The sequence below is a fragment of the Flavobacterium glycines genome, from assembly GCF_900100165.1.
GTDB lineage: Bacteria > Bacteroidota > Bacteroidia > Flavobacteriales > Flavobacteriaceae > Flavobacterium > Flavobacterium glycines.
Genome location: NZ_FNEO01000001.1, coordinates 807,605 through 833,316, shown reverse-complemented (window position 1 = coordinate 833,316; position 25,712 = coordinate 807,605). Strand labels below are relative to the sequence as shown.

At 35.9% G+C, this 25,712-nt stretch carries 19 protein-coding genes; 7 read left to right on the top strand and 12 right to left on the bottom strand.

The genetic code is table 11. The annotated features are described in order from the left end of the window. Nucleotide 1 precedes the first annotated feature (1 nt). The 3 genes from BLR17_RS03190 (at nucleotide 2) to BLR17_RS03180 (ending at nucleotide 5,426) form a co-directional block, all read left to right on the top strand. Nucleotides 2–1,450, top strand: a complete 1,449-nt coding sequence (locus tag BLR17_RS03190) for a SusE domain-containing protein (protein WP_083189361.1) — start codon at nucleotides 2–4, stop codon at nucleotides 1,448–1,450. 74 nt (nucleotides 1,451–1,524) lie between these two features. After that, complete coding sequence (locus BLR17_RS03185) at nucleotides 1,525–3,279, top strand: endo-dextranase (protein WP_083189364.1); 1,755 nt, start codon at nucleotides 1,525–1,527, stop codon at nucleotides 3,277–3,279. Between the two features lie 26 nt (nucleotides 3,280–3,305). Then, nucleotides 3,306–5,426, top strand: a complete 2,121-nt coding sequence (locus tag BLR17_RS03180; protein WP_066327731.1) for a glycoside hydrolase family 97 protein — start codon at nucleotides 3,306–3,308, stop codon at nucleotides 5,424–5,426. 120 nt (nucleotides 5,427–5,546) lie between these two features. Here the strand turns inward: BLR17_RS03180 and pelA are convergent, their stop codons facing one another. Together pelA and BLR17_RS03170 are read right to left on the bottom strand one after the other, a co-directional pair. Next, nucleotides 5,547–6,734, bottom strand: coding sequence for a pectate lyase (gene pelA, locus BLR17_RS03175; protein ID WP_066327733.1), 1,188 nt, complete (start codon nucleotides 6,732–6,734; stop codon nucleotides 5,547–5,549). A gap of 124 nt (nucleotides 6,735–6,858) precedes the next feature. Continuing rightward, nucleotides 6,859–8,544, bottom strand: a complete 1,686-nt coding sequence (locus BLR17_RS03170; RefSeq protein ID WP_066327734.1) for a glycoside hydrolase family 28 protein — start codon at nucleotides 8,542–8,544, stop codon at nucleotides 6,859–6,861. Nucleotides 8,545–8,732: 188 nt separating this feature from the next. Here BLR17_RS03170 and BLR17_RS03165 point away from each other — a divergent pair, with 188 nt between their 5' ends. Further along, nucleotides 8,733–9,731 carry an energy transducer TonB gene (locus BLR17_RS03165; protein WP_066327735.1) on the top strand — a complete coding sequence of 333 codons (999 nt, stop codon included), beginning with the start codon at nucleotides 8,733–8,735 and terminating at the stop codon, nucleotides 9,729–9,731. 34 nt (nucleotides 9,732–9,765) lie between these two features. Here BLR17_RS03165 and fucP read toward each other — a convergent pair whose 3' ends face one another. The 8 genes from fucP to BLR17_RS03125 all read right to left on the bottom strand — a co-directional run bounded on the left by fucP (nucleotide 9,766) and on the right by BLR17_RS03125 (nucleotide 19,370). After that, on the bottom strand, nucleotides 9,766–11,067 hold the full coding sequence (gene fucP, locus BLR17_RS03160; RefSeq protein WP_083189367.1) for an L-fucose:H+ symporter permease: 1,302 nt from the start codon (nucleotides 11,065–11,067) through the stop codon (nucleotides 9,766–9,768). Nucleotides 11,068–11,087: 20 nt separating this feature from the next. Then, the gene (locus BLR17_RS03155) at nucleotides 11,088–11,531 is read right to left on the bottom strand and encodes a MaoC/PaaZ C-terminal domain-containing protein (protein WP_066327737.1); all 444 of its coding nucleotides are present in this window, start codon (nucleotides 11,529–11,531) and stop codon (nucleotides 11,088–11,090) included. Nucleotides 11,532–11,615: 84 nt separating this feature from the next. Further along, entirely contained in the window at nucleotides 11,616–12,683 is a 1,068-nt protein-coding gene (locus BLR17_RS03150) for a Gfo/Idh/MocA family protein (protein WP_066327739.1), read from the bottom strand. A gap of 2 nt (nucleotides 12,684–12,685) precedes the next feature. Then, nucleotides 12,686–13,915, bottom strand: a complete 1,230-nt coding sequence (locus BLR17_RS03145) for an ABC transporter substrate-binding protein (RefSeq protein WP_066327741.1) — start codon at nucleotides 13,913–13,915, stop codon at nucleotides 12,686–12,688. Continuing rightward, a complete protein-coding gene (locus BLR17_RS03140; RefSeq protein ID WP_066328476.1) occupies nucleotides 13,915–15,054 on the bottom strand; it encodes a CaiB/BaiF CoA transferase family protein in 1,140 nt (379 codons plus the stop codon). The genes BLR17_RS03145 and BLR17_RS03140 overlap by 1 nt, the downstream gene beginning before the upstream one ends. A 109-nt stretch (nucleotides 15,055–15,163) precedes the next feature. Then, nucleotides 15,164–16,300, bottom strand: a complete 1,137-nt coding sequence (locus BLR17_RS03135) for a CaiB/BaiF CoA transferase family protein (RefSeq protein WP_066327743.1) — start codon at nucleotides 16,298–16,300, stop codon at nucleotides 15,164–15,166. Then, complete coding sequence (locus tag BLR17_RS03130) at nucleotides 16,297–17,445, bottom strand: ABC transporter substrate-binding protein (RefSeq protein ID WP_066328477.1); 1,149 nt, start codon at nucleotides 17,443–17,445, stop codon at nucleotides 16,297–16,299. The genes BLR17_RS03135 and BLR17_RS03130 overlap by 4 nt, the downstream gene beginning before the upstream one ends. A gap of 326 nt (nucleotides 17,446–17,771) precedes the next feature. After that, on the bottom strand, nucleotides 17,772–19,370 hold the full coding sequence (locus BLR17_RS03125) for a fucose isomerase (RefSeq protein WP_066327744.1): 1,599 nt from the start codon (nucleotides 19,368–19,370) through the stop codon (nucleotides 17,772–17,774). A gap of 276 nt (nucleotides 19,371–19,646) precedes the next feature. On the opposite strand from BLR17_RS03125, the gene BLR17_RS03120 reads away from it, so the two are divergent. Continuing rightward, nucleotides 19,647–20,516 (top strand): AraC family transcriptional regulator, encoded by an 870-nt coding sequence (locus BLR17_RS03120; protein ID WP_066327747.1) that lies wholly within the window; start codon nucleotides 19,647–19,649, stop codon nucleotides 20,514–20,516. A 411-nt stretch (nucleotides 20,517–20,927) separates the two neighbouring features. Here the strand turns inward: BLR17_RS03120 and BLR17_RS03115 are convergent, their stop codons facing one another. Further along, entirely contained in the window at nucleotides 20,928–21,848 is a 921-nt protein-coding gene (locus BLR17_RS03115; protein ID WP_066327755.1) for a dihydrodipicolinate synthase family protein, read from the bottom strand. A 34-nt stretch (nucleotides 21,849–21,882) separates the two neighbouring features. Then, nucleotides 21,883–23,439 (bottom strand): sodium:solute symporter family protein, encoded by a 1,557-nt coding sequence (locus tag BLR17_RS03110; RefSeq protein ID WP_066327757.1) that lies wholly within the window; start codon nucleotides 23,437–23,439, stop codon nucleotides 21,883–21,885. Nucleotides 23,440–24,122: 683 nt separating this feature from the next. Between BLR17_RS03110 and BLR17_RS03105 the strand changes: the two genes are divergently transcribed. Further along, on the top strand, nucleotides 24,123–24,410 hold the full coding sequence (locus BLR17_RS03105) for a helix-turn-helix domain-containing protein (RefSeq protein ID WP_066327759.1): 288 nt from the start codon (nucleotides 24,123–24,125) through the stop codon (nucleotides 24,408–24,410). 63 nt (nucleotides 24,411–24,473) lie between these two features. After that, entirely contained in the window at nucleotides 24,474–25,676 is a 1,203-nt protein-coding gene (locus BLR17_RS03100; RefSeq protein ID WP_066327761.1) for a DNA cytosine methyltransferase, read from the top strand. Nucleotides 25,677–25,712 lie beyond the last annotated feature (36 nt).

The following is a 25,712-nucleotide window of genomic DNA, read 5'->3' as shown; positions in this document are numbered from 1 at the left end:
TATGAAAAAAAATATTTTTATAAAAACAGTTTACTTTCTTAGTGTCTTATTTATGGCATTACTGAATACTTCATGTGAAGAGACCTTAACAGATTCAGTTGTTAATTACAACAATGAGTTAAAACTGACTATTTCCAACCCGGATTTAGTGCTACTAGAGTCAAAACAAAATGAGAATATCACTTTTAATTGGACTACTGGAAGCAATCAGGGAACAAGCGCTTCGATTAGCTATAAATTACAAATCGATAAAGCGAATAATAATTTTGCCAATGCTCTTGAATATGATTTAGGTGTCAATAAATTTTCCCAGTCGATCAGTATTAAAAACTTAAATTTTATTTTGTTAAATACTTTTGGAATTAACCCGGGAATAGCTCAAAACTTTGAAGCCAAAATTATTGCAACAGTTGCAGGTTTAGAAACAGAGCCTCAGGTTTCAATGGTTACTTTTTCATTAACAGCTTACAAACCCGTTTCTACAACATTATTTATGGTTGGGGATGCTACTCCAGCCGGATGGAATATTTCAAATGCGGTAGAAATGACTCCTTCAACAACTTCGGGAACATTTGTTTATCAGGGATCATTAAGCGTGGGAGCTTTTAAATTACCGGTAAACAAGGACGGTTGCTGGTGTCAGGATTTTTACACTAAAAATGCAACTGACGCAACAAAAATAGTCTACAATCAAAATGGAAGCGGGGATGATTTAAAATGGGAAATTACACAAGCAGGACAATATAAAGTAACAGTAGATTTATTGAATTTAACCATCAGCATGGAACGTTTGACAGCTCCGCCATTTTCTCAAATTTGGATTGTGGGTGATGCTTCGCCAAGTGGCTGGAATATAGATTCTCCACAAGCGTTTACTCAAAGTACGGCTAATCCGTTTATATTCACTTATGAAGCTAATTTGACAGCAGGAAGTTTTAAAATTTTAGCCGGTTCAACGGGAAACTGGTGTGGAGAATGGTATCGTCCTTTAACTGATGGTCAGGCTTTATCAGGCACTTCAGTTGCTCAAAGTTCAGGTTGCAACCCGGACAACAAATGGAATGTTTCGTCTTCAGAGGCTGGAAGATATAAAATCACATTAAACACCTCTAACAATACCATCAGTATTCAAAAAGTCAATTTATATATTATTGGTGATGGAGGCCCTAACGGTTGGAATATAGGAAGTCCCTCTCCTATGACTTATTCAAATGGGGTTTATACTTTTAGTGGTCAGTTGAATGCGGGAGAATTTAAAATTTCAAAATTCAAAGGAGACTGGTGTGATGGAGATTGGATTAATCCTGCTACAGCTAATCAATCCATTTCAGATGGTACTTATATTATTACTCATGGCTGTAATGGTCCGGACAATAAATGGAAAGTACTTTCTGGAGGAGCTCATACTATTTCGATAAACTTAGATACCCATGTGATGACTATCAATTAATAGCCATATTTCAAATTTTCAACAGTGCCATTAAAGCGATGGCACTGTTATTTTAATTCCAAATCTTATTTTTTATGAAACTGATAAAGACAAATAATTGCTTTTTCTTATTAATGGCACTGCTCTTTTTGCACTGCACAAAGGCGGAAGACACTTTCAATTACATTCCTGAAGAAAACCAGCTTCTTACCGAAGTAATTTTAAAAACCGATAAAGCAAAATATGCTCCCGGAGACGTCATTTCTTTTACTGCCAATAAAGTATTATCTGGTTTTACCATAAGATACAAACACCTAAACACTGTAATCAAGGAGGAATCCATGAGCAGTACAAGCTGGACGTGGACACCACCGACAAACGATTATAAGGGCTACATGGTAGAAATATATAAAATTACCGATGGAGTAGAAACTATAGCCGGAACAATAGCTGTTGACGTTTCTTCTGATTGGACTAAGTTCCCGAGATATGGTTTCTTAAGTAATTTTAATACGCTTTCTAATACTCAGATTTCGGCAAATATTGATATGCTCAAAGATTTCCACATTAATGCGATTCAATTTTACGACTGGCAACACAAACACCATGCTCCATTGAAAATGAATGGAAATGTTCCTGCAACTTCATGGGTTGATATTGCCAACAGAAATATTTCTTTCAATACCGTTAAAACGTATATCGACAAAGGGCATAACAAAAATATTGCTTCAATGTTTTATAACCTTTTGTATGGTGCATGGAATGATTATGCCACAGACGGAGTATCTCCTGAATGGCTTATTTATAACAATAACAGTCACACTAATGCAAACAAGCATCCTTTACCAGGTTGGCTAAGTGATATATATGTTACTAATCCGGGAAACACAAATTGGCAGAATTATATTTTTGACAAAACTACATTAGTTTATAATAACTTAAACTTTGACGGTTGGCATTTAGATCAATTAGGCGACAGAGGAACGGTGTATGATTATAATGGGAATACTGTTCAAATTAATCAAACCTTTACTCCTTTTCTTCAAAATTTAAAAACCAAATTTCCTAATAAAAAAATGGTTTTAAATGCGGTTAACCAATACGGTCAATCCAATATTTTAAGTGCTGGTGTTGATATAGCCTATACTGAAGTTTGGGATCCAAATAACACCTATAAAAGCCTGGCAGATATCATTAAGGATAACAATTCCCTTTCTAGTAATCAGGTTAATACTGTTTTAGCTGCTTATATGAATTATGACAAAGCGAATTCGGCAGGATTTTTTAATACTCCAGGAGTATTATTTACTGATGCGGTAATCTTTGCTTTTGGAGGTTCTCATTTAGAATTAGGAGAGCATATGCTGGCAAAAGAATATTTTCCTAACAATAACCTGCAGATGAGTGGGGAGCTAAAAACACGTCTTCAAAAATATTACGACTTTATGGTTGCTTATGAAAATATTTTAAGAGAAGGTGGAACGTTCAATTCCCCAGTATTGAATTCGGGTGATGGACAACTCAATTTAAAAAATTGGCCTCCAGTGGCCTCTACCGTTTCAGTAATTGGTAAATCTTTGGCAAACAAACAAATTCTTCATTTGATTAATTTTTCGAATACATCAAATCTAAACTGGCGTGATACTAATGGGGAACAAACAACACCAACAGTAAAAAAGAATTTTACTTTAAGTTTAGCTAATAGCAATACCGTGTCTAAAGTATGGTATGCTTCACCTGATTTAGATGGAGGTGCTTCAAAAGAATTAATTTTCAATCAGGTAGGCGGTAATTTGGTATTTAAGGTGCCGCTTATTCAATACTGGGGAATGATAGTTGTCGAATATTAATAATCAAAACTATAATTGAATACAAAATGAAACAATCTTTTTTTATAGCTTTAGCTGTGTTACTTTTTAACACAGTAAATGCTCAAAAATTAAAATCACCAAATCAGAAATTACAAATGGAGTTTTCATTGCAAAATGACGGCACTCCATCTTATAGTCTGAATTACAAAGACAAAGTAGTAATAAAACCAAGTAAACTGGGTCTTTATCTTAAAAATGATGCAAAATATTTAGTCAATGATTTCACTATTATCGATACCAAAATGACTGCTTTTGATGAAACCTGGAAACCAGTATGGGGGGAAGTAGCATCAATTCGTAATAACTATAATGAGTTAGCTGTAACTTTAAATCAAAAAGGAACAGACAGACAAATAATAATTCGTTTTCGTTTATTTAATGACGGACTTGGATTTCGCTATGAATTTCCTTCGCAAAAAAATCTGGTTTATTTCACGATAAAAGAAGAAAGAACACAATTTGCCATGACCGGCAATCATACTGTTTTTTGGATACCGGGAGATTATGACACCCAGGAATATGATTACACAAGCTCCAGATTATCTGAAATTAGAAACCTAAATGAAAAATCCAGAACCGAAAATGTATCCCAAACTGCTTTTTCTCCAACTGGAGTTCAAACGTCTTTAATGATGAAAACAGACGAGGGATTGTACATCAATCTTCATGAAGCAGCATTAATCAACTATGCCTGCATGCATTTGAATTTAGATGATAAAAATATGATTTTTGAATCCTGGCTAACACCAAATACCAATGGAGACAAAGGAAATATGCAGGCTCCTTGTCAGTCACCATGGAGAACAATAATTGTTAGTGATGATGCGCGGGAGATTTTGGCTTCGAAGATGACCTTAAATTTAAATGAACCATGTAAAATCGAAGATACTTCCTGGATAAAACCGGTAAAGTATGTTGGCGTTTGGTGGGAAATGATCACAGGAAAAAGTTCCTGGTCGTTTACCAATGAATTTCCTGCTGTACAACTTGGTGTTACTGATTTTGCTAAAGCAAAACCAAACGGAACTCATGGTGCTACAACCGCAAATGTGAAAAAATATATTGATTTTGCAGCTGAAAATGGCTTTGGTGCCGTTTTAGTAGAAGGTTGGAACGAAGGATGGGAAGATTGGTTTGGACATTCAAAAGATTATGTTTTTGATTTTGTTACTCCTTATCCTGATTTTGATGTAAAAGGCATTCATGAATATGCAAAATCAAAAGACATTAAGATGATTATGCACCATGAAACTTCAGGAGCTATCCGTAATTACGAGCGTCATATAGACAAAGCTTACCAATTCATGAAAGATAACGGATATGATGCTGTAAAAAGTGGTTATGTTGGGAATATAGTTCCTCAAGGGGATAATCACTACAGTCAATGGACTGTAAACCATTATCAGTATGCAATAGAAAAAGCAGCCGAATATAAAATTATGGTGAATGCCCATGAAGCCGTTCGACCTACCGGAATCTGCAGAACTTATCCTAATTTAATAGGTAATGAAGCAGCAAGAGGAACCGAATATCAGGCGTTTGGCGGATCAAAACCAAATCACGTTACAGTATTGCCTTTTACACGTTTAATTGGCGGACCAATGGACTATACTCCAGGTATTTTTGAAATGGATATCAGTAAAATAAATCCCAACAATCATTCTCATGTAAACAGCACACTGGCTAATCAATTGGCTTTATATGTAACCATGTACAGTCCTTTACAAATGGCTGCCGATTTACCTGAAAATTACAACCGTTTTGCAGATGCTTTCCAATTTATTAAAGATGTAGCCATTGATTGGGAGGATAGTAAGTATCTGGAAGCAGAACCTGGACAATACGTTACAGTAGCCAGAAAAGCCAAAGGAACCAATAATTGGTTTATTGGAAATGTCAATGGTTATAAAGCACGTGCTTCTAATATAAAATTTGATTTCTTAGAAAAAGGAAAGAAATACGAAGCCACTATTTATGCTGATGCTAAAGATGCTAAAGATGCTAATTACAAAACCAATCCGCAAGCCTATACAATTCGTAAAATAACCGTAAATAATAAATCTACATTATCTCAGGTTTCAGTATCAGGCGGCGGTTATGCAATTAGTATTATTGAACGTAAATAATTGTAATTAGTCCTAAAACAAAAACAGATTTACAATAAATTAGTTAAAACCAGTGAAGAATACCTCACTGGTTTTTTTTCATATGTAGACTTACATGTCAGTTTTAAATTCAAATCATTTTCATTTCAAAACATCATTAGTTGCAGCATATTTTTTTTGCCAGTCGGCATATTTATCCAGTGCTTTCTGAGGCTCATAAGTATACCAGGAATAACCACTGCGGCGCTCTACACTCACCTCAGCCAAGGAATACAAAAACTCACTATTTCGGTCAGAGAACAAAGGTTTATGGCTTCCTAACTCATAATAACGGGTCCAAATAGGCGGAGCTGTTAGATCGGTTACCACTCTAACATCGCGTTTCACGGTTTTGTATTTGGATTCGAATCCCTGTATTTCAAAAGACTCCGTTCTGGTGTTGTAAATTCTGGAATCGGCAAACCATTTTACAGCACTTTGTATCGCCTGAATGATTCTGTCATTTGGATTTTTTATTTTCATCAAAAACAAAACAACACCAACACTTTCAGCATTACAAATACTTGGCGGTTCAAATTTTCGTGCCCAGGCAGGCAACAACGTTTCCTCATCATGTTGTTGACACCAGGCGGTTAATCTTCCGTTATCCTTGATTTGCATATTTAAAATACAATCAATTCCTTTATTGTAAGCCAGAGTAACTTTCGCTTTCGTTCCTTCATCTACAAAAGAAAAATTAGGATTATTATTGACTATCTTATCCAATAAATTGATAATGCCCATATAAGCACCATCGTTAAAAGTAATGTGACGACTGTAGCCTTTTTCTAACGGAAAATATTGAGGCCATCCGCCATTAGCATATTGCGCATCCATAACAAACTGAATTCCTTTTAAACAGGCTTCTTTGTATTTTTCAATTTGCGTAACGGTATAAACCTGTGCTAAATAATAAATATGGGTATAAGTCGTTTCGTTGTCAAAAGTAGTATGCAAAATCGCTTTGGTAGAAGCTACTTTCTCTACTTGTTCAGGCGTTAGTATTGCCTTCATATCATAATTCTTTGGCCAGCCACCGTTAGCACGTTGAAAAAGAATCATATTATCAGCAATTTTAGTATAATCGGAATCCGAATATTTAGGTTGATTAGGAACCGGATTTATTAAGTTACTTTCATCTTTAATTCCGTACCAATGTCTTTCGCTATCACCAAATGGTTTGGTCGTAATCATTTCGGCTTCTTTTTTATCCGATTGAGCATTTACAAAAGTACCCGATAAGGCAAATACCGTTAGCAATGCCAGATAATTTCTTTTTGTTCGGTTCATAGTTTATAATTTTTTGAGGGTTGGTTTTATTTAGAGTATCAAAAAAACATTTGGTTTAAATGCATTGGATAAAAAAATCTCCAAAATCAGACGACTTTGGAGATTTTAGTAATTTTATTTTCTATTACAATTTCACTGCTTTTTTAGGAACTGTTTCCCCAATGAATGTTTTCTTAGATAAACTTGAAGAAGAAGTTAAATCAATATTTTGGCAAGCTTCCCCATTGATCGTAACAGCTTTTGGAGAAGTCGAATTGATTTCAACATTTTTCAAAGCGCTGTTTTTTACATTATAAATGGTAAATACATTGCTGTCTTTAATATCAAATTTTGCATCGCTAATTTTGATTCCGTTTCCGTCAATAATGGTAACACCTTTATCGGCTTTTGCAATTAAATTAGAAATAGAAATATTTTCAAGATTCATCTCAGGTAAACCTTGTAAAAATACCGCTTGTTGCGCTCCGGCAATAGTGATGTTATTCATCGAAATATTCTTAAACTGTGGTGTTTTTTCGTCAACAGGAAGCGCTTTATTACTCACCTTGTTTCCGCCTTCTTCCAACTGTTCAGCTATTGATTTTCCTCCATAATACAAGTCGAAAGAAATAGCCTGTGATGGAATATCGGTCATATAAATATCCGAAATAAAGATATTTTCAACAACTCCGCCACGTCCACGGTTACTTTTAAAACGCAATCCCACATCAGTTCCCATAAATGAACAATTATAAACTTGTAAATTCTTCACTCCTCCGGACATTTCACTTCCCACAGTCACACCACCATGACCATGATACACAATATTGTTTCTGACAATAATATTTTCACAAGGAATACCACGATCACGACCGTCTTTATCTTTTCCTGATTTAATACAAATGGCATCGTCTCCCACATCAAAACTGGAATTTTCTACCAATACATTTTTACAGGATTCTACGTCCAATCCGTCCCCGTTTTGAGAAAACCATGGATTACGAACGGTTACATTACGAACAATCAAATTTTCAATCATCAAAGGATGAATATTCCATGCTGGCGAATTTTGAAACACCGGCCCGTCAAAAAGAACATTTTTACTGTTTTGGATACTTACCAACACCGGACGAAGAAAATCATGAATTTTTTCAAAATCTTCTTTAGTTTTCAAATCCAAACGAACATTTTGATCAGCACCTTCAGATGCATTCATAAAAACTTCTGATGGATACCAGCTTGTTTGTGCTTTATTTACAACTCCGCCTGAAGCAACAAATTTTTTCCATTGACTTTCGGTAAGTTTCGCTTTTTTAACCTGCCTCCACACTTCGCCTGAACCATCCCAAACTCCGCTTCCGGTAAAGGCAACATTTTCTAAATTTTTACCATATATAGGCGAGATACAACGCCAGGTATTTAATCCTTCAAAACTGGTTTCAACTAATGGATACAAACTTTTATCCGGTGAAAACTTGATTAAAGCACCTCTTTCGGCATGTAATTCCAAATTGCTTTTCAAAATAATCGGACCTGTTAACCAAATCCCGGCAGGAATAATTACTTTTCCTCCTCCTTTTTGGGAAACAGCATCAATAGCATCGGCAAAAGCTTTGGTATTTAAAACATAGCCCCCATTCACAGCACCAAAATCTTTGATGTTTACTGAGTTATTAGGAATAACAGGCTCTTTTACCTGAAGTGTATTCAACATGCTAATTCCCTCTATATTTTTCACAGGATTTGCATTTTGAGCGACGCTGTTTTGCGCCCAGCCCGATAGCATGACAACAAAAGCAGCAAACAAAAAATTTCTTGATTTATTTTTCATTCTTCTTTTTTTTTAGAATTATTTTTTGATTATAACAATAAATGTAATCGATTATCCTGTAAATTTATTTAAAATTTTATTAAAGTCTTTAATTAATTTAAACCATTTATTTCAAACCTCAGAAAGTAAGTATTGTCTTTCTTAATGAAATAATAGTATCTTGGTGGAAAATTTAAACAAGAAGAACTTTGAAAAAAACAATATTACTAACTCTGATTTTAATAAGTATTTCGTGTAAAAGAGACAATTTTCATATAGAAAATAAGGAGTTAAATAGTGGACATTTAATTTATACAAGTAAAATTTTAGGAATTCCATTTGATTTTGATGTCAAGTTTGATGATCAAAATGTGAGGATTTATGAAGACCTATTATTTACTACTTCTAAGATAACAATCGTAAACAAAAAAATTTCTGAAGTTCTACATTTAAATAGCCGATTTGCTTTAAATCAAAAATTAAAAGAAAGTCATTTTTTCTATTCGTCAATTAAACAAATGGAATTATTACAAATGGGGTCAGCTTATGGTGATACTATAATTACAAAAACTAATAATTACAAAAATATTCTAGGTTACAAATGTAGAGAGATAATCATGAATTTAGGGGAACAAGTCAAAATTAGTCTTTGGACAACTGACAAAATAAAAACTGGAATAGTTTTTCCAAATACTCCTCTGACTTTTGATAACGAAACAGCATTAGAATATGAAATGAAAATTCTAGGAAGTACAAAACGATATTATAAAATAAAATCTATAGAAAATATCGTTAAAAATGACAAAGACTTTCAACATAAAATCCCAGATGAATATAAATTAATAGTCCCAATTTCTGTTTTTTCATTAGATACAATATGGAATAAAAATAAAGATGAAAAAAAGCTAAAATCATTTCAATATCCTAACTTTATTGGAGGAAATAAAAATACTAAAAAATATTTCCATACCGTTTTACCAAAACTTATAAAAGGGAACTACTTCAGCTGTAGCTTATTATTCACTGTCAATAAGCTTGGAAGAATAGAGGATTTAAAAATATCCAGAGATATTAATAAAGATGAAGAAATTATAAGAAATGAATTGAAAAACACTAAATGGATACCAGCTAAAGTATATGGAACTCCTGTAAATTCTGAAGTACGCATATACTATTCAAAATTACAAAACCCCTCTTTTCATTCCTGAAAAGAGGGGTTTGCTATTCTATAAAAAAAGGAATTTAAGCTACTTTTTTCACCTTGTGTCCAAACACTCCAAAATAAAGAATGATTAAGAAACACACTAACGGAATCAAATAACCTGATTGAATATCATCATGATTCATATCAATCAAAGTTCCCATTCCGTAAGGTAAAATCGCTCCTCCTACAATAGACATTACTAACCATGAGGAACCTGTTTCGGTATTGCTTTTTAATCCCACTAAACCTAAAGAGAAAATGGTTGGGAACATAATCGACATAAAAAATCCGATAGCACCCAAAGCATAGATAACATAAATACCGCTTCCGTAAATTGCCACAGCACAAAGAATCGCACTCAAAACCGCATAGATAGAAAGTAACACATAATCTTTTACATATTTCAAAAAGAAAGTTCCAATGAATCTTCCCGCCATGAACAGCACTCCATAAAGTCCTAAGTAGTACGCCGCTGTAATTTCGTCCATATTAGCGCCTTGCTCTGCCATTCTGATAAAGAAACTCGTCACACAAACCTGTGCCCCAACATAGAAAAATTGTGCCACTACTGCCCAGCTCAAATGACGGTGTTTTAAAACAGAGAAAAATCCTGGTTTTACCTCAACTTCTGTATGTTCCGGTTTCATAGATGGCAAGTGCATGAAATAAAATAAAACTGCCACTAAAACCAATATAGTTCCCAGAATGATGTAAGGTAATTTTACTGCTGCCGCTTCACCTGCTAAATAAGTTAATCTTTCCGCTTCCGGCATAGCTGCCATTTGCTCAGGAGTAAAACTTTTTCCGGAAAGAATAAACATCGAACCTACAATTGGTGCCACCATCGCAGCCAAACCGTTGAATGAAGCAGCCAAATTCAATCGTTTAGACGAAGATTCCGGCGGCCCTAAAATAGCAGCATACGGATTAGCACTGGTTTCCAGAATAGTTAATCCGCAACCAATGATGAATAAGGCAACTAAAAACAATTCGTAAGCCTGAGTATTCGCTGCCGGAACAAACAAAAATGCCCCAGTTGCAAAAACCAAAAGTCCGATAATAATACTGTTTTTATAACCTACTTTTTTGATAATCATTCCCGCAGGAATCGCCATCAGGAAATAAGCCAAAAACACCGAAGTATCAATCAATGTCGATTGACGGTTGTTTAACTGACAGGCTTTTTTAAGGTGCGGAATCAAAATTGAATCCAAATTATGAGCCATTCCCCAAAGGAAAAACAAACTCGTTATTAAAATAAAAGGCAATACATAATTTGGTCCTTGCCCCTTTTCTGTTGGAACAGAGTGTTGGTCTCCCAACTGATTGGTTACTTGCATGTTTTATATTTATTGGTTGGTTAATTTTTTCTTTTTACTAATAACAAATGGTCGCACACCATTACTACTTCACCTCTTTGATTGATGATTTCCAAGTGCTCCGTTACTGTTCCCATCTCCGGTCTTTTAGCATCGCCTTTCTCTGAAATGGTAATTTCTGAGTGAATCGTATCACCAATGTGTACTGGTTTTACAAAACGCATTCTGTCATAACCCTTAGAAAAAGCTTCCGGATTAATCTCCGATGCCGTGAGTCCAACTCCAATAGCCAATACCATAGTTCCATGCGCAATACGTTGTCCAAAAGGCTGGGTTTTACACCATTCTTCATCCATATGGTGCGGAAAAAAATCGCCTGTGTGTCCTGCATGCACCACAAAATCAGTCTCGGTGATGGTTCTTCCCAATGTTACACGTTTATCTCCTAATTGGTAATCTTCAAAAAATGTTGACTTAAAATACATATATTTTAGTTTAAAGTTATAAAGTCGAAAGTCATAAAGTCAAATCCATTTATGACTTTATAACTTTCGACTTTTGACATAATTTTATAAATCCATTTGTGGAACGCCACCGTTTTTATTGCTGATATAACAGGCTTCTACCACTTTCATAGTTCCCAGTACATTTTCAACACTGGCAAACAATTCGCTATCCGAACCTTCCTTGTAACGCATCAGGTTAGCCATTGTTCCCACAAAAGCTTCCGGAAACCAGGAACCTTCCAGTTGTACTTTTTTCCACTCGTATTTTCCTTCAGCATTTTGTACTGAATATTCGAAAACATCTTCCAGTCCGGCAGGATAATTCATCAACAAGCCCATTTTAGCTTTGACAGCTCCTTTAGTACCTTCCCATTTGATGTAACTTTCTTCATGCTCCGGTCCAAAATGATGATCGTGATTGGTATTGATAACCGCACGCATCGTATCACCATAATCTAAAATAATCGTAGAACGTGAAGAGGATAAATCTTTTGACGGATGTCTCCAGGTTTTCGCCAAAACACTTTTTGGATCTCCTACAAACGAACGAATGCAATCTATATAATGTACACTGTGGAATAAAATCTCCAATCTTGGATGTACTTTAACCAATGGAAACAATTCCCAAGGTGTATTTACCGTTACTTTGAACTCCAAATCATACAGTTCACCAATGATTCCTTCATTAATCAAATAACGGGCTGCAGCAACAAATGGAGCAAAACGCAATTGGAAATTAATTGCACCTACCAGATTTTTTCTTTCACAAACGGCAAGAATTTCTTTGGCTTCAACCAAATCATTTCCCATTGGTTTTTGAATTAAAACGGCAGCGCCATCAGGCAATTGCTCTAAAATTTCAATGTATTGTTCCGGCATTACCGTAATATCGTAAACAGCATTGGCCGGAGCACTTTTTACGGCATCAGCCACTGTTTCAAAAACATGAGGAATTCCAAATTCCGCAGCCATAGCCTGAGCCTTGGCAAAAGTTCTGTTGGTTATCCCGAAAACCTCAAATCCTGCCATTTTATAAGCAGGCAAATGGGCATCTTTTACAATTCCGCTGGCACCAATAATTACTATAGGTTGTTTGGTTTTGGGTAATTCAGGCTTATAGGGAATTTGCATAATTATAATATTTTTTCAATTTCAATTTGTGTGTTTTTTAATAAATCCGCTGATGGGATATCTGTTTTTAAAGCGGTTAAAACCATTTGATCAATCAAAATGGCAATATCCGGCCAAACGGCAATTTGTGGCAAAGTCAGTGCATTTTCATGCAAACTTTCTAATTTATGATAATAAGGAATCGTAGCATTTATTTCCGGATCTTTCCAGGTTGATTTTCTACAACCAATTCCGCCTTCATTCGTTAATAATTTATCACTTTCGGCTGTAGTGGCAAACCGTAAAAAATCATAGGCTAATTGTTTGTTTTTACTTCCTGTTCCAATAGTATATAACCAATAAACATTCAATGAAGCTGTTTTTCCGCCTTCGGCAAATGGCAAAGTGGTAACATCTACTTTTCCTTTCACTTTGGATTCGGCAATAACATCCGACATCGAGGCAAAACCAAACCAATTGATAGTCATAGCAGCTTCTCCTTTTGAAAAAGCAATTCCCGCTTCTACCGATCCAAAATCAATAGATCCCGGATGAACTGCATCGGTTTTCTTAACGATATAACGGTAATAATCCAATGTATCAATAGCTGCCGAAGTGTTAACGTTTACACGATTTTCATTGTTGATCAAAGAACCTCCGCGAGTCCATAAATGCAGACAAAAATCAAAAACCATGTTATGCCCATCAGGATAATTGGCAAAAACACAACCGTATAAATTTTCGCCTGGACGATTAAAAAAAGTAGCTATTTGCTCGAATTCAGTCCATGTTTTAGGTGGCGCTAATTCATAGCCATACTGCTTTTTAAAATTTTCTTTTTCAATTGGATTTTCGAATAAATCCTTTCTGTAAATCAAACATTCCGGGCCATCATGAAACGGTAATCCGTAAATACCTCCTTCTATTTCCTGCAAATGCAACAACGAATTATGCCAACCCTGAGGAAAATCCTGCGGAGCTTTTTTAGCAATAAAAGAAGTTAAATCCTGAACAGCATTCGCTTTTGCTGCATCAAAAATCCAATCGGTATTGATGTGGGCTATATCCCAATCGCCTTTTTTCAAACCACCTTCACTAATAGTTTGTTCATACAAATCATGCAATTCCATAGGAACCATTTCCACAGCAATACTGATATCGTTTTTTAAGCAAAAGGCATCCCAAAGTTGCTGCATGGCAGTCTCAAAAGGACCAAATTTTCTAACCGCAATTCTAAATGTTGAATTTTCCATTAGCAAAGATTAAATTCTTTAATAATTTTTTCGTTATCCTGACCTAATTTAGGCGAAGCTTTACCAAATGTAAATAATTCTCCGTCAATTCGAATAGGGCAACGAGTTGTTTTATAACGATAACCGTCTGTCATTTCAACTTCCTGAACAAAGTCTAAAACCTGAAATCCCTCCTGAGCAAAAAGCTGCTCATAATTCAATACATTGGCACACCAAATATCAGCAGGCTCTAAAATATTCAACCAATATTCAGAATCCTGAGTTTGTAAATGTGCCGCTAAAACCGATTTGATATCGTCTCTTAATGTAAATTTATTTTCAGGGAATTGCTTCAATTCTTCACAGCTAAGCAATTCTGCTAAAACCGGAATCGATCCCATAGCTAAACTCATGTAGCCATTTTTAGTCTGGTAAATTCCGTAAGGCGCTCCTAAATAAGCATTAGCATTGTTAGTTTTGGTTCTAACAGGCAATTCACCACCGTCATTAAAGAAAGTCGTGATGGTTTCAAACTGAAAATCGAATGCCGATTCTAGCATACTCACTTCAATTAAAGCACCCACATTTTGAGTCACTTTTCGATACAAGGCTGCCAAAATTCCCTGAGCTAAATGTGCTCCCGCCAGCATATCTACAATAGACAATCCCATAGGAACCGGTCCATCACCTTCGTTTCCTGTTAACCAGGTCAAAGCGGTTAAAGATTGTAACAACAAATCCTGTCCCGGCAAATCTTTAAAAGCACCTTTGGAGCCGTAGCCGCTTATCGAAGCATAAACCACATTAGGATTTATCTTTTGTACTTCTTCATAACTCAATCCGATGCGTTCCATAACACCCGGTCTGAAATTATGCATCACTACATCGGCCTTAGCCAATAGTTTCTTCAGTTTTGCTAATTCCTCCGGCTGTTTGAAATCAATCGCAAAGGATTCTTTGTTTCGGTTTATCGTATGAAAAACAGAGGATTCTCCGTTCATAATCAAATCCGAAGTATATAAAGTTCGGCAAATATCGCCTGTTCCCGGTTTCTCAATTTTAATGACACGGGCACCCATATCGGCCAGACGTAAACTGGCTGAAGGTCCCGAAAGAAACTGGCTGAAATCTATTATTAAATAATCTTCTAATGGCTTCATTTTTTGTTTAACCGTTTTATAGTTTATTCGTTGAATCGTTTGTTTCATTTCTAACTGTTAAGCGTGATTATTTGTTAAACATTTCAATACGAATAAACGATTTAACAATCTAGCGAATAAACTCTTTCTTTATAATGACATTTTGCTCTCCTACCTTTGGCGCAGCTTTAGTGCTGGTCAAAATTTGGCCATCCAACTGAATCGGACTTCGGGTAGTAACGATCTTTCTATGCTCGGCATTTTCAATAGTCTGCTTCATCGGCATGCCAAAATCAATAGCATCCAAATCCTGATAATTCAACACTTTTCCACACCAAACGCCTTTTCCAATCAATAAATCCAACCAATGATCTGTTGATTTTTGAATGATTCTTTCGCTTAAAAGCGTTCTGATTTCATCACGGAATTCAAACCACAGCTGTTTTTCTCTGTATTTTTCCAAATTCACTTCAAGCAATTCGCTAATGAACATTAAATCGCCCATAGCCAGTGAAAGATAGCCATCCTGAGTTTTATAGACACCATAAGGCGCACTCAAAAAAGCATGGGCACTTCCGGCAACATCACCTCTTTGCTGCAATTTTCCGCCATCATTTAAATAAGATGTGATAGCTTCAAATTGAACATCGAGTATTGATTCGATTAATGAAACCTCAACCAAAACCCCTTTATTGGTTTTAGCTCTTTTTAATAAAGCCGCCAAAATCCCCTGTACTAAATGATTGCCACACATGATATCGGCAGTAGATAAACCAAAAGGAACCGGCCCCTGGCTATCTCGTCCGCTCAACCATGTCAATCCTGATAACGATTGTACCAATAAATCCTGTCCCGGTTTTTTAGCCCAGGGTCCTTCTTCTCCATAACCTGAAACCACTCCGTAAATAATTTTAGGATTGATAGCAATAGCATCGGCGAAAGCCAAACCAATTTTATCCATAACACCCGGTCTGAAATTATGCGTCATAATATCAGCCTTGGCAATCAATTTTTTGACTAATTCTAAATCGTCCGGATTTTTAAGGTCGGCTGCAAAAGAATCTTTATTTCGATTAATCGTATGAAACAACAAACTGCTTTCGTCAACAAATAAATCTTTAATACTCAATTGACGACAAGCCTCTCCTTTTACAGGTCTTTCGATTTTAATGACTCTGGCACCTAAGTCGGCTAACTTCAATCCTGCTGAAGGTCCTGCCAAAAACTGGCAAAACTCTAAAACAACAACACCTTCTAAAGGTCTCATACTGTTGCCTCGTTAAGTGATTTTACATACAAAGCATCCATTGCTTCAAGCACAGCCACTTCATCGCCACCATTCATTAAATAATCACGTACTACATCACCGGCATGATCCTGGAAATACATGTGTCCTGCATATCTCGGACGAAGGAAAGCACGCTCTAAAGCAGGCAGCGTATTTTTGAAATAATCATGAGTGATTCCGTTAATTCTTTCGCTTTTCCAGGCTTGTAAATGTCCCGGTTGTCCGCCATTATCGGCAAAAATATTTTGTTGCACTTGAGAAGAACCTGTAAATTCAGCATATTTCAACGCTTCCGGAAGATTTTCGCTAAAAGAAGAAACCGCTAAACCTGTTCCTCCTAACGAACTAATCATAGGCTGATCGTTCAACTTTACTAAGTCGTAAAAATGAAGTAAATGTTTACTGTAACCAATTCTTGAATAATTAGAATAACCATAAGCAAACGGGCAATACGCAATTGCATCTGTGTTTACCATGGCTTCATAAACCTGAATTGGGTTTCTGTTAAAATTAGCCGGATCCATCAATTGGGCTAATTCGCGGTGCATTTGCAAAGCTTTAATTCCTGTCTCTTTTGAAATCACAGTTTCCTGAGATAAAAACGGCGCTTCACCCAAACTACAACAATAAGAATAAAAAGTCATTAATGAATCTACCGGAATCCCGGCAAAAGCAACCAATCCTTTTTTGGCCAAAGCCAATAAATCTTCGTAAGTTTCAGGAACTTTTAAACCGTTTTTTTCTAAAATATCCAAACGGGCAGCGGCTACCGGAGTAGCAGCATCAATAGGCAAAGCCCAAAGTTTGTTGTGAAAAACATAACTTTCGTATGATTTCCCTACGGTATTTACTTCCTGATCTTTAATATATTCGCTTGAAAAATGATCCGACAAAGGAACAATCGTATTGGTAGCAGCACCAAAACCGGTCCATGGATGATCGATGACCAATAAATCAAATCTTTTAGCCAAATCTTCAATCGAAGCATCGGCAAATTCCTGTAAACTTCTTTTTTCCCAACTAATTTCTACATCTGGATACAGCTCAGTAAAACGCTGAGCAGTAGCAACCATAGGCAAAAGACCTCTTGTATGGTTCCATGTAATCCCTTTCAATTTCTTCATTTTTTTTACTTTTCTATTTTTTATCGGAACGCAGTTTTCCAAAGTTAAAATTAAGAAAACTAATCTAACCGTTTTTATCCGTTATTATTTAGGTTTTATCTGTTTTTTATCTGCAAAACAGCTGTGAATATAGTTATTAAAACATCAATTCGAGTGCTTTTTTGTAGCATAACGAAACAAAAAACACTCGAATTGACATATTAATTTTTAACCACCCCGCCCGTTGGGCACCTCCCGAATTCTCGGGACAAGCTCTCCCCAGCAGGGGAATAACGCTCGAAATTCCCCTCTTTTAGAGGGGTGGTCGAAGACCGGGGTGTTTTATGTTACACTGCTACATCCCCACAAAAATGCACCTGAATTCCTAATTCCTGTAAAGCAGCTGCTTTGATTCGGCACAATTTGTTAGCTTCCGTTTCATTTTCAGCATATACCACCTGAATGTGATTCGCCTTATGGCGTCCCATCATCTGGTCGCGACTCACTCCTTTTAAAACCGCATTCATAATAGGCCATTGTGGTGTAGTCATATTCCATCTTCGGTCTAATTCTTCTTTTGGTAAATCAACACATTCTCCAATTCCTAAGTCGCAATGCAAAGCATCATCCATTACATAAATTCGACTCCAAACAATAGCTCCCGGTTTACTCACTCCTTTCACACTACCACCACCCAATCTGAAATACATCTCCGGTTGTCTTTCACTTGAAGTTCCTTCATATCCACCAACAAAATGCTCCGGAGGTGCTGCTCCACTGATTAAAAACACCCAGACAAATCCGTCAACGCTGTCATTTTTATAGTGCTCTCCATAGCGTAAATCATGCAGTGTATTTTCGCCTTTCAATCCCATTGAACGCCACAAATTGTAGGTTACCAAAGCATCAATTCCGGCACATTCATCTACTTCATTAAAATGCGGTAAGGCTTCACCGGCAAACAATTCGTTTCCTGCTTCGTCAAAAACCGGAGGGCGGTTTTGATTGTTTAATAATCCTTCCACCAAATCACTGGCAGGAACTAAATCCTTCAAACCTTGCTGGTATTGGATTCCGATAGTATCACAACCAAATTCGGCTGCAATACGCACCGCTGCAATGTACATTTTGCACTGCAACAAGGTTTGGTTTCTGGTTAACTGAGTCGCTTCATCCGTTCCCCAATCGAATTGCATTCCTTTATCCAACAACCAAGTTAATACCGCTTCGGCTTCCTCGTCTTTCACCGTTAGCATTTTTGCGTAAAGCGACGACTGAGACAATCTTTCTTTATAAATTCCTGTTGGATGCAACAAATGGTCAGGAACAATAGCGTTGAACATTCCCATACAACCTTCGTCGAAAACACCCATGATGGCTTTTTCTTTTCGGAATGCTTTTGCAAATGCAGTTCCTTTTGCTAATTCGTCAGCAGGAATTAGTGCTTTATCAAAAGCTTTTACGTGACTCAAATCCGGTTGAACGGTAGCGGTTTGTAGCCAGTTTTTCAAATTACTTTTGAAAAAATCATCACTAAAATCCACACTCCAAAGCGTGCTGTATTCTACTCCTGCCTTAGTCAAAGAACCGTTTAAGTTCAACATTCCAACCAGTCCAGGCCATTCTCCGCTCCAGTTAGCCACCGTTAAAATTGGTCCCTGATGCGTAATCAAACCTGCCAAAACGTGGTGTGAATATTGCCAAACACTTTCAGCAACAATCAATGGCGCAGTTGGGTCAATATTTTTAAAAACCTGCATTCCCATTTTCTGGCTATCAATAAAACCATGTTGTTTTTGCTCATCATAAGCATGCGCTCTGATGATTTTTCCACCAACCTCAGCCACAGCTTCTGATAATAATTGCTCCATTTGGGCTTGTGCATCCCAACATACCTGATTGGCTGATAAACGCAAATCGCCACTTGCTACTAAATAGATGTTCATATTTTTAAGTTATTTATAAGCAATAAAACACAAAGACAATTTGAACTTTACATTCAAACTGTTTTGTGATACGCTATTATTATTAGTTATTTATTTCCCTTAAACCAGCAACCCCAATTCAAAATTGAAACGATTGCAGCCTATATTCAAATATGCTGAAAATTAGCTTTTCAATCTTATTATTTATTTGCAACTATTTATAGGATATTATCATAAAAACATTCGCAATTGTAAAAATTACACTAATTTAGCCAAATCATTTCAAACCTATTGTATATGAAGCCGTTATTCCATAAAGTACCCACCAGCATCCAAAGTTCCTTTGAAGTCAGACATGATAAGAAACCTAATTTTGGAAAGCTGTGGCATTACCACCCTGAACTCGAATTGCACTTTGTTGCTAAGGGTGAAGGAGTGCGCTTTATTGGTGACAACATCAGTAATTTCAGCTCCGGAGAAGTTATTTTGCTTGGCGAAAACCTGCCTCATACCTGGCGTTGTCATGAAGAGTATTATCAAAACAATTCCGCTCTTGATGTGGAAGCCATCGTAATTCACTTTTTACCCGATTGTTTAGGCAAAGATTTTATAAACCTGCCGGAATCATTTATGCTTCCGAAACTATTCGATAAGGCGAAAAAAGGAATGATTTTCAACGGAAAAGCCAAAGAAGAATTGATTGAGTTAATGAAAAAAGCGCCTAATGTAAATCAGATTGATAAGTTAATTATCCTGCTGAATATCTTAAAAATTCTGTCGGAAACCGAAGAATATACCGAAATTACTTCTTCACACGCTTTTTATCAGTCGAACGAATCGGACTCTATAAGACTCAATAAAATATGCAGTTATACACTTTCGAATTATAAAAAAGAAATCACGCTGCAGGAAATTGCGGCATTCAGCAACTTAAGTGTGACCTCTTTTTGCCGTTACTTCAAACTGATGACCAAGAAAACTTATTATGATTTTCTAATAGAAATCCGCATCAGTCATGCCTGCAGGCTGCTGATTGAAAACAAAATCCCTACTGAAATGATTTGTTTTGAATGCGGTTTTAATAATGTTTCCAATTTTTACCGCCATTTTAAAAAAGTAGCCGGAATTACACCTATGGAATACAAGAAAAGGTATTTGTCGAATTGAAAGGAGAAACAAGAAGCAAGAGAAAAGAGGCAAGAAAATAGATAAAAGAAAATAGACGAAACCGGAATTGTTCTCACAAAGATTCACAGAGAAAACTGCAAAGAAACGCTAAGTTATTTTTTTAAATTTCTTTTATTTCTCTAATCTGTGTTCCAAAAATAATCTCTGCATCTGCGTTAATTTTCAACACAAAGATTATAAAAAAACAATTAGTGCATTCATAACAAAAACAATTATTAACCCATCTGCCCGAAAAACTTCTGTACAGAAATTGTATTCAGAGCCCAAATTATGGTCAAAAAAGACTCTTACATCCCTATGCAATGCCCAAAAAATGGGAGGAGAGGACATTGCACAAAAACAATCGAACAGACGACTTAATAATCACTAACACTAACCAAAATATATAAACTAGAATGACAACTCATTCTGGAGAATATCGTACTCTTTTTGCAGTTGATCCACTGCATTTTTTACAATTGGAGTAAAATCACCTACTTCTCTGCGTGTAAAATTAGAAATAGACAAACCTCTTTGTTGTAACGTATATTTAGCCACAATAGGATACACATCGTGCATAACACCCATGTTTGTCACTAAAAATTGTTGCACCGCCGCTAATTCATCAGCCTTAGAGGCATCATTATAATTATCGCAAATCCAGACAATCAGTTCAGGAAAGAAATTCCCCTGAATACACGACAATCCTGCTGAACCTGCTTTTAACGACTCGATGGCATGTACCATATACGCATCATACAAACCGAATTCAGGATTTTTTACCACACTCAGTTTAGCCTTAATCTGATTGATATCTAAGCTGGTGTCTTTATGATAAATTACTCTTCCTGTATTGACAAAATCCTCTAATTGTGAAGCCGACAATACTCTTTTATAAGGCACCGGACATTCGTAGAATCCTGTTGGAACTCCCGGAGTCAAATCCAATAACTGATGTACATTATTAACAAAAACTTCATCAGAATCATTTTCTTTAGCCAATAAACCCGAAATTAAAATCACAGCATCGATTCCTGTTCCGTAAATTTTATTGGTAAAATCAGCCTGTTGCTGAATTGTTCCTTCAAAAGTTCCTGTAGCTACAATGGGCACCTGACCAGCCACTACATCAACCACATGTTTGGTTACCTGAAGACGTTCTGCTTCTGATAATTCAAACATCTCACTCGACAAACAATTGGCAAATAAACCAGTAACACCGGACTTTAAGTACATTTCAGTTAAAGCAGTCAGTGTTTTGTAATCAATGCTTCCATCATTATGAAATGGCGTTAACATTACCGGAATAAATCCTTTTTTTGAATTGTTCATCGTTATTCTATTTTCTCTTTTTTATTATAATGAATTAAGCTTTTACGCTTCTAAATTTTGCTATAGTTGCTCCAGTCAGATAAATCGACAATGTTCCTATCACGATCACCATATTCGCATGAAGCGGACTTCTTAAAAAATCATATTGATCCGGAATCAGACTCGAAAGCGACAACCAAAGAATCACCATAATTCCTATAATCGTTGCAGCCATAGCCTCGGTATTTCCTGATTTTTTACTGATAATACCCAAAAGGAAAAGCCCCAGCATTCCTCCTGCAAAAATCCCTGACAATTGCCACCAGATATCCAGAATACTTTTTACCCCAATCATCGCGATACCACAGGCCATTCCGCCCAATCCAAACAAAACGGTTCCGATATACAGCAAACGCATATTTTGTTTGTCGCTGATTTTTTTCTTCGAATAACGCTTGTAGATATCCTCTGAAAACACTGTTGCCGAAGCATTCATTCCGGAACTAATGGTACTCATAGCCGCCGACAATATTGCCGAAACTATTAGTCCCAATAAACCCGTAGGAATCATGTTGACCATGAAATTAGGCATCACCTTATCACCATAATCTGATGGTTGTAATGTTTTTGCATAATTGGCAATATCAATTTGAGAAGCCGTTGCTCCAAGATGCTCTACAGCTGCCTGTAGTTTAATTGGCTCGATTAAGGAAGGCGTCGTTTGATAGTAAGCAAACAAACAAGAACCAATCACAAAGAAAACCAACGAAACCGGAACAAACATCCAAACACACAACCAAATTGACTTTGAAGCCTCTTTAGCCGAAGACGAAGCATGATAACGCTGTACATAATTCTGGTCCATCCCAAAATTATTCAGGTTGATAAAAAACCCATATAACAATACCACCCAAAAAGTAGAAGTGGTAAAATCAGGTGCAAAGCTACCCAGACTAAACTTATCGCTTTGCTGACCGATCTCAATTATCTTAGAAACACCACCCGGCATTTTTGAAACAATCAAATACAAAATCAATAAAGCACCCGCTGTTTTCAAAACAGCCTGAACCACTTCGGTCCAAATCACCGCTTCGATTCCACCCAATACCGTATAAATCACAATACAAATACCGGTAACCAACATAATGGTTTCCATACTAAAACCCGTTAAGGCTTGCAGTGTAAGGGAAATTCCAAAAAACACCGAACCCATTCTGGTAATTTGTGTCAGCAGAAAACAAACCACAGCATAGGTTCTTGCCCAGGGACCAAAACGCTTTTCTAAATTAGTATAAGCCGAAACTTCTCCCGTGCTGCGGTAAAACGGCACAAAATATTTAGCCGCCACCCAGGCTGCAAATGGCATCGAAATACTAAAAACAAAAGCATTCCAATTCCCTCCAAACGCCTTTCCGGGAACCCCTAAAAAAGTATTACTGCTTAAAAATGTAGCATAAATAGACAGTCCAATTGCCCAGCCCGGAATCTTACCGGAGGCTTTAGTGTACTGCTCTGAACTTTCGTTTTTTCTGGAGAAATAAATTCCCACGCCCACCATTGCAATCAAATAGAGTACAATAATAGCGATATCTAATAATGGTAAATTTTTCATTTATTAAAGATGGGATTTTAAATTCAATTCTCCTCAACAATAAGTATATCGTACAACTTATTGATGATTTTACAAATTTATCCCAAAACTACAACGATTTCCTATGAGATTTTTTCAGAATATTATAGGATATTACCATAAAGTGTTGGATATACGTTTATGACGTGCCAAATCACTGTTCAAAACAATTTTTTTTTCAAGCTAAAAAAACTAAACAAAACATTAACAGCGAGTTATAATTACACAAAGGTTTACAACAGAACATAACCACAAACGTCATTGCGAGTTCCGATAACTATCGGAACGAAGCAATCGCACTAAAACAAGTCCGGAACAATTGGAATCGATATACTAGATGTGATTCCTCTCCCGCGCAATGACAAACTGATTGTTTAAAATAGTATTAAGAAGCTGTTCCTGCCCTTCGCTACACTCTGATTTGTAGTCTTGTATTTTTCTAAGTGCCAAAAAGGAGCTTCCTGCGGTCGCTCTTTTGGCACAAGAAAAAATCACAAGCCTCCTGCATCAGGAGTACCACTGCGGTCAGGGCTAGGTTTTCCTTAAACCAAAAATACTTGTTTTCAACATTCCAAAAATTTGTGAATAACTATTCTTTGTCCTTATTGGGTTGTTGTTAGCAACGTTTTATATTAGACAAAATTTGACAAGTCAATTAATGTAGTATGAACTTTGGAGAACACATAAAGCAATTGCGAGAGCAAAACCAGCTCTTACAAAGACAAATAGCTAGCATTTTGGAAATGGATACCGCTATGCTAAGTAAGATTGAACGAGGTGAAAGAAAGGCAAAAAGGGAACACATTCCCTCACTAGCCAAGTTATTTCAGACGAATGAAAAAGAATTATTTACAATTTGGTTGGCTGACCAAGTTTGTGAATTAGTACAAAAAGAAGATAACCCAAGTGAAATATTAAAAGTAGCAGAATTAAAAATAAAAAATTCCAATTAAGAGAATAAAAATTTGAGATTTTTATTTAAAATAATGTCAAATAAAAAAATATTAAGTTAAAAAATGAGTAAACATACTTTTATAGATTTATTCGCAGGATGTGGTGGATTTAGTGAAGGCTTTTATAAAGAAAATTTTGAATCTATAGTACATGTCGATTTTGATGAAGCAGCTTGCCTTACATTAAAGGAAAGAATGCGTTTTTATAAATATTCAAATGAAATTGTTGAACAATCAGTTATTTGTGGAGATTTAACAAAAGAAGAAACCAATATCAAAATTGATAATATTTTAGAAGATAAAAAAATAGATGTTTTGGTTGGAGGTCCTCCCTGCCAAAGCTTCTCGTCTGTAGGAAGAGCTCAAGATCCCAATTCAATGAAAGACGATCCAAGAAACTATTTGTTTCAAAATTACTTAAATATATTAGAAAAGTATATGCCTAAAGTTTTTGTATTTGAAAATGTTTCAGGGTTACTTTCTGCCAAACCAAATGGTAAACTTCTTTTTCCGGAAATCATTGCGGAAATGTCGAAATTTTATGATGTATGTGACGATAAAGACACAATTTTACTTAACTCAGTTCACTATGGTGTTCCACAAATAAGAAAACGAGTTATAATTATAGGAGTTAGAAAAGATTTAAATTTTAAAGCAAAAGACATTTATAATAATATTATAAAAACTCATTATAGTCCAGAAATGGAATCTAAAAACGATATTGGAAATTTGTCTAAATATATTACTGTTAAAGATGCTATTTCAGATTTACCTAAACTTTATCCTGGTGAAGGTAAAAATGAACTAGACTTTAAGCCAAATAAATTTAATTCATATTTAAAGAAAATTCGTGAAATGAATTTTGACAAATTGTATAATCATGAAGCTAGAAATCATAATGAAGCTGATAGAAAAAGATATAATTTATTAAGTAAGAACGAATGGCAGTTAAAACATCTTGCTGAAGTTAGACCAGATTTAGTGCATCATGATCCTAAACATTTTGGTAATAGATATACCGTTCAAAAAAAGCATTTGCCTGGGACAACGGTTGTGGCTCATCTATACAAAGATGGTAATTTATTTATACACCCTGATTATAATCAAGAGAGAACATTTACGGTTCGTGAAGCTGCTAGAATTCAGTCTTTTCCAGACGATTTTGTTTTCAAAGGTTCTAGGACAAATCAATTTAAACAAGTTGGTAATGCTGTTCCTCCTTTAATGGCGCAACAAATAGCTAAGGCCATAAAAAAATTTTTATAAATAATTAAAAAATAGTTTTTACTAAAAAGTTAAAAA

Excerpts from the sequence above, each read along its gene's own strand:
- BLR17_RS03180 (WP_066327731.1), top strand. The coding sequence starts at position 3,306 with ATGAAACAATCTTTTTTTATAGCTTTAGCTGTGTTACTTTTTAACACA.
- BLR17_RS03155 (WP_066327737.1), bottom strand. The coding sequence starts at position 11,531 with ATGTATTTTAAGTCAACATTTTTTGAAGATTACCAATTAGGAGATAAA.
- BLR17_RS03130 (WP_066328477.1), bottom strand. The coding sequence starts at position 17,445 with ATGAAGAAATTGAAAGGGATTACATGGAACCATACAAGAGGTCTTTTG.
- BLR17_RS03110 (WP_066327757.1), bottom strand. The coding sequence starts at position 23,439 with ATGAAAAATTTACCATTATTAGATATCGCTATTATTGTACTCTATTTG.
- BLR17_RS03100 (WP_066327761.1), top strand. The coding sequence starts at position 24,474 with ATGAGTAAACATACTTTTATAGATTTATTCGCAGGATGTGGTGGATTT.
- BLR17_RS03190 (WP_083189361.1), top strand. The coding sequence starts at position 2 with ATGAAAAAAAATATTTTTATAAAAACAGTTTACTTTCTTAGTGTCTTA.
- fucP (WP_083189367.1), bottom strand. The coding sequence starts at position 11,067 with ATGCAAGTAACCAATCAGTTGGGAGACCAACACTCTGTTCCAACAGAA.
- BLR17_RS03125 (WP_066327744.1), bottom strand. The coding sequence starts at position 19,370 with ATGAACATCTATTTAGTAGCAAGTGGCGATTTGCGTTTATCAGCCAAT.
- BLR17_RS03120 (WP_066327747.1), top strand. The coding sequence starts at position 19,647 with ATGAAGCCGTTATTCCATAAAGTACCCACCAGCATCCAAAGTTCCTTT.
- BLR17_RS03145 (WP_066327741.1), bottom strand. The coding sequence starts at position 13,915 with ATGGAAAATTCAACATTTAGAATTGCGGTTAGAAAATTTGGTCCTTTT.
- BLR17_RS03105 (WP_066327759.1), top strand. The coding sequence starts at position 24,123 with ATGAACTTTGGAGAACACATAAAGCAATTGCGAGAGCAAAACCAGCTC.
- BLR17_RS03185 (WP_083189364.1), top strand. The coding sequence starts at position 1,525 with ATGAAACTGATAAAGACAAATAATTGCTTTTTCTTATTAATGGCACTG.
- BLR17_RS03170 (WP_066327734.1), bottom strand. The coding sequence starts at position 8,544 with ATGAAAAATAAATCAAGAAATTTTTTGTTTGCTGCTTTTGTTGTCATG.
- BLR17_RS03115 (WP_066327755.1), bottom strand. The coding sequence starts at position 21,848 with ATGAACAATTCAAAAAAAGGATTTATTCCGGTAATGTTAACGCCATTT.
- BLR17_RS03140 (WP_066328476.1), bottom strand. The coding sequence starts at position 15,054 with ATGAAGCCATTAGAAGATTATTTAATAATAGATTTCAGCCAGTTTCTT.
- pelA (WP_066327733.1), bottom strand. The coding sequence starts at position 6,734 with ATGAACCGAACAAAAAGAAATTATCTGGCATTGCTAACGGTATTTGCC.
- BLR17_RS03135 (WP_066327743.1), bottom strand. The coding sequence starts at position 16,300 with ATGAGACCTTTAGAAGGTGTTGTTGTTTTAGAGTTTTGCCAGTTTTTG.
- BLR17_RS03150 (WP_066327739.1), bottom strand. The coding sequence starts at position 12,683 with ATGCAAATTCCCTATAAGCCTGAATTACCCAAAACCAAACAACCTATA.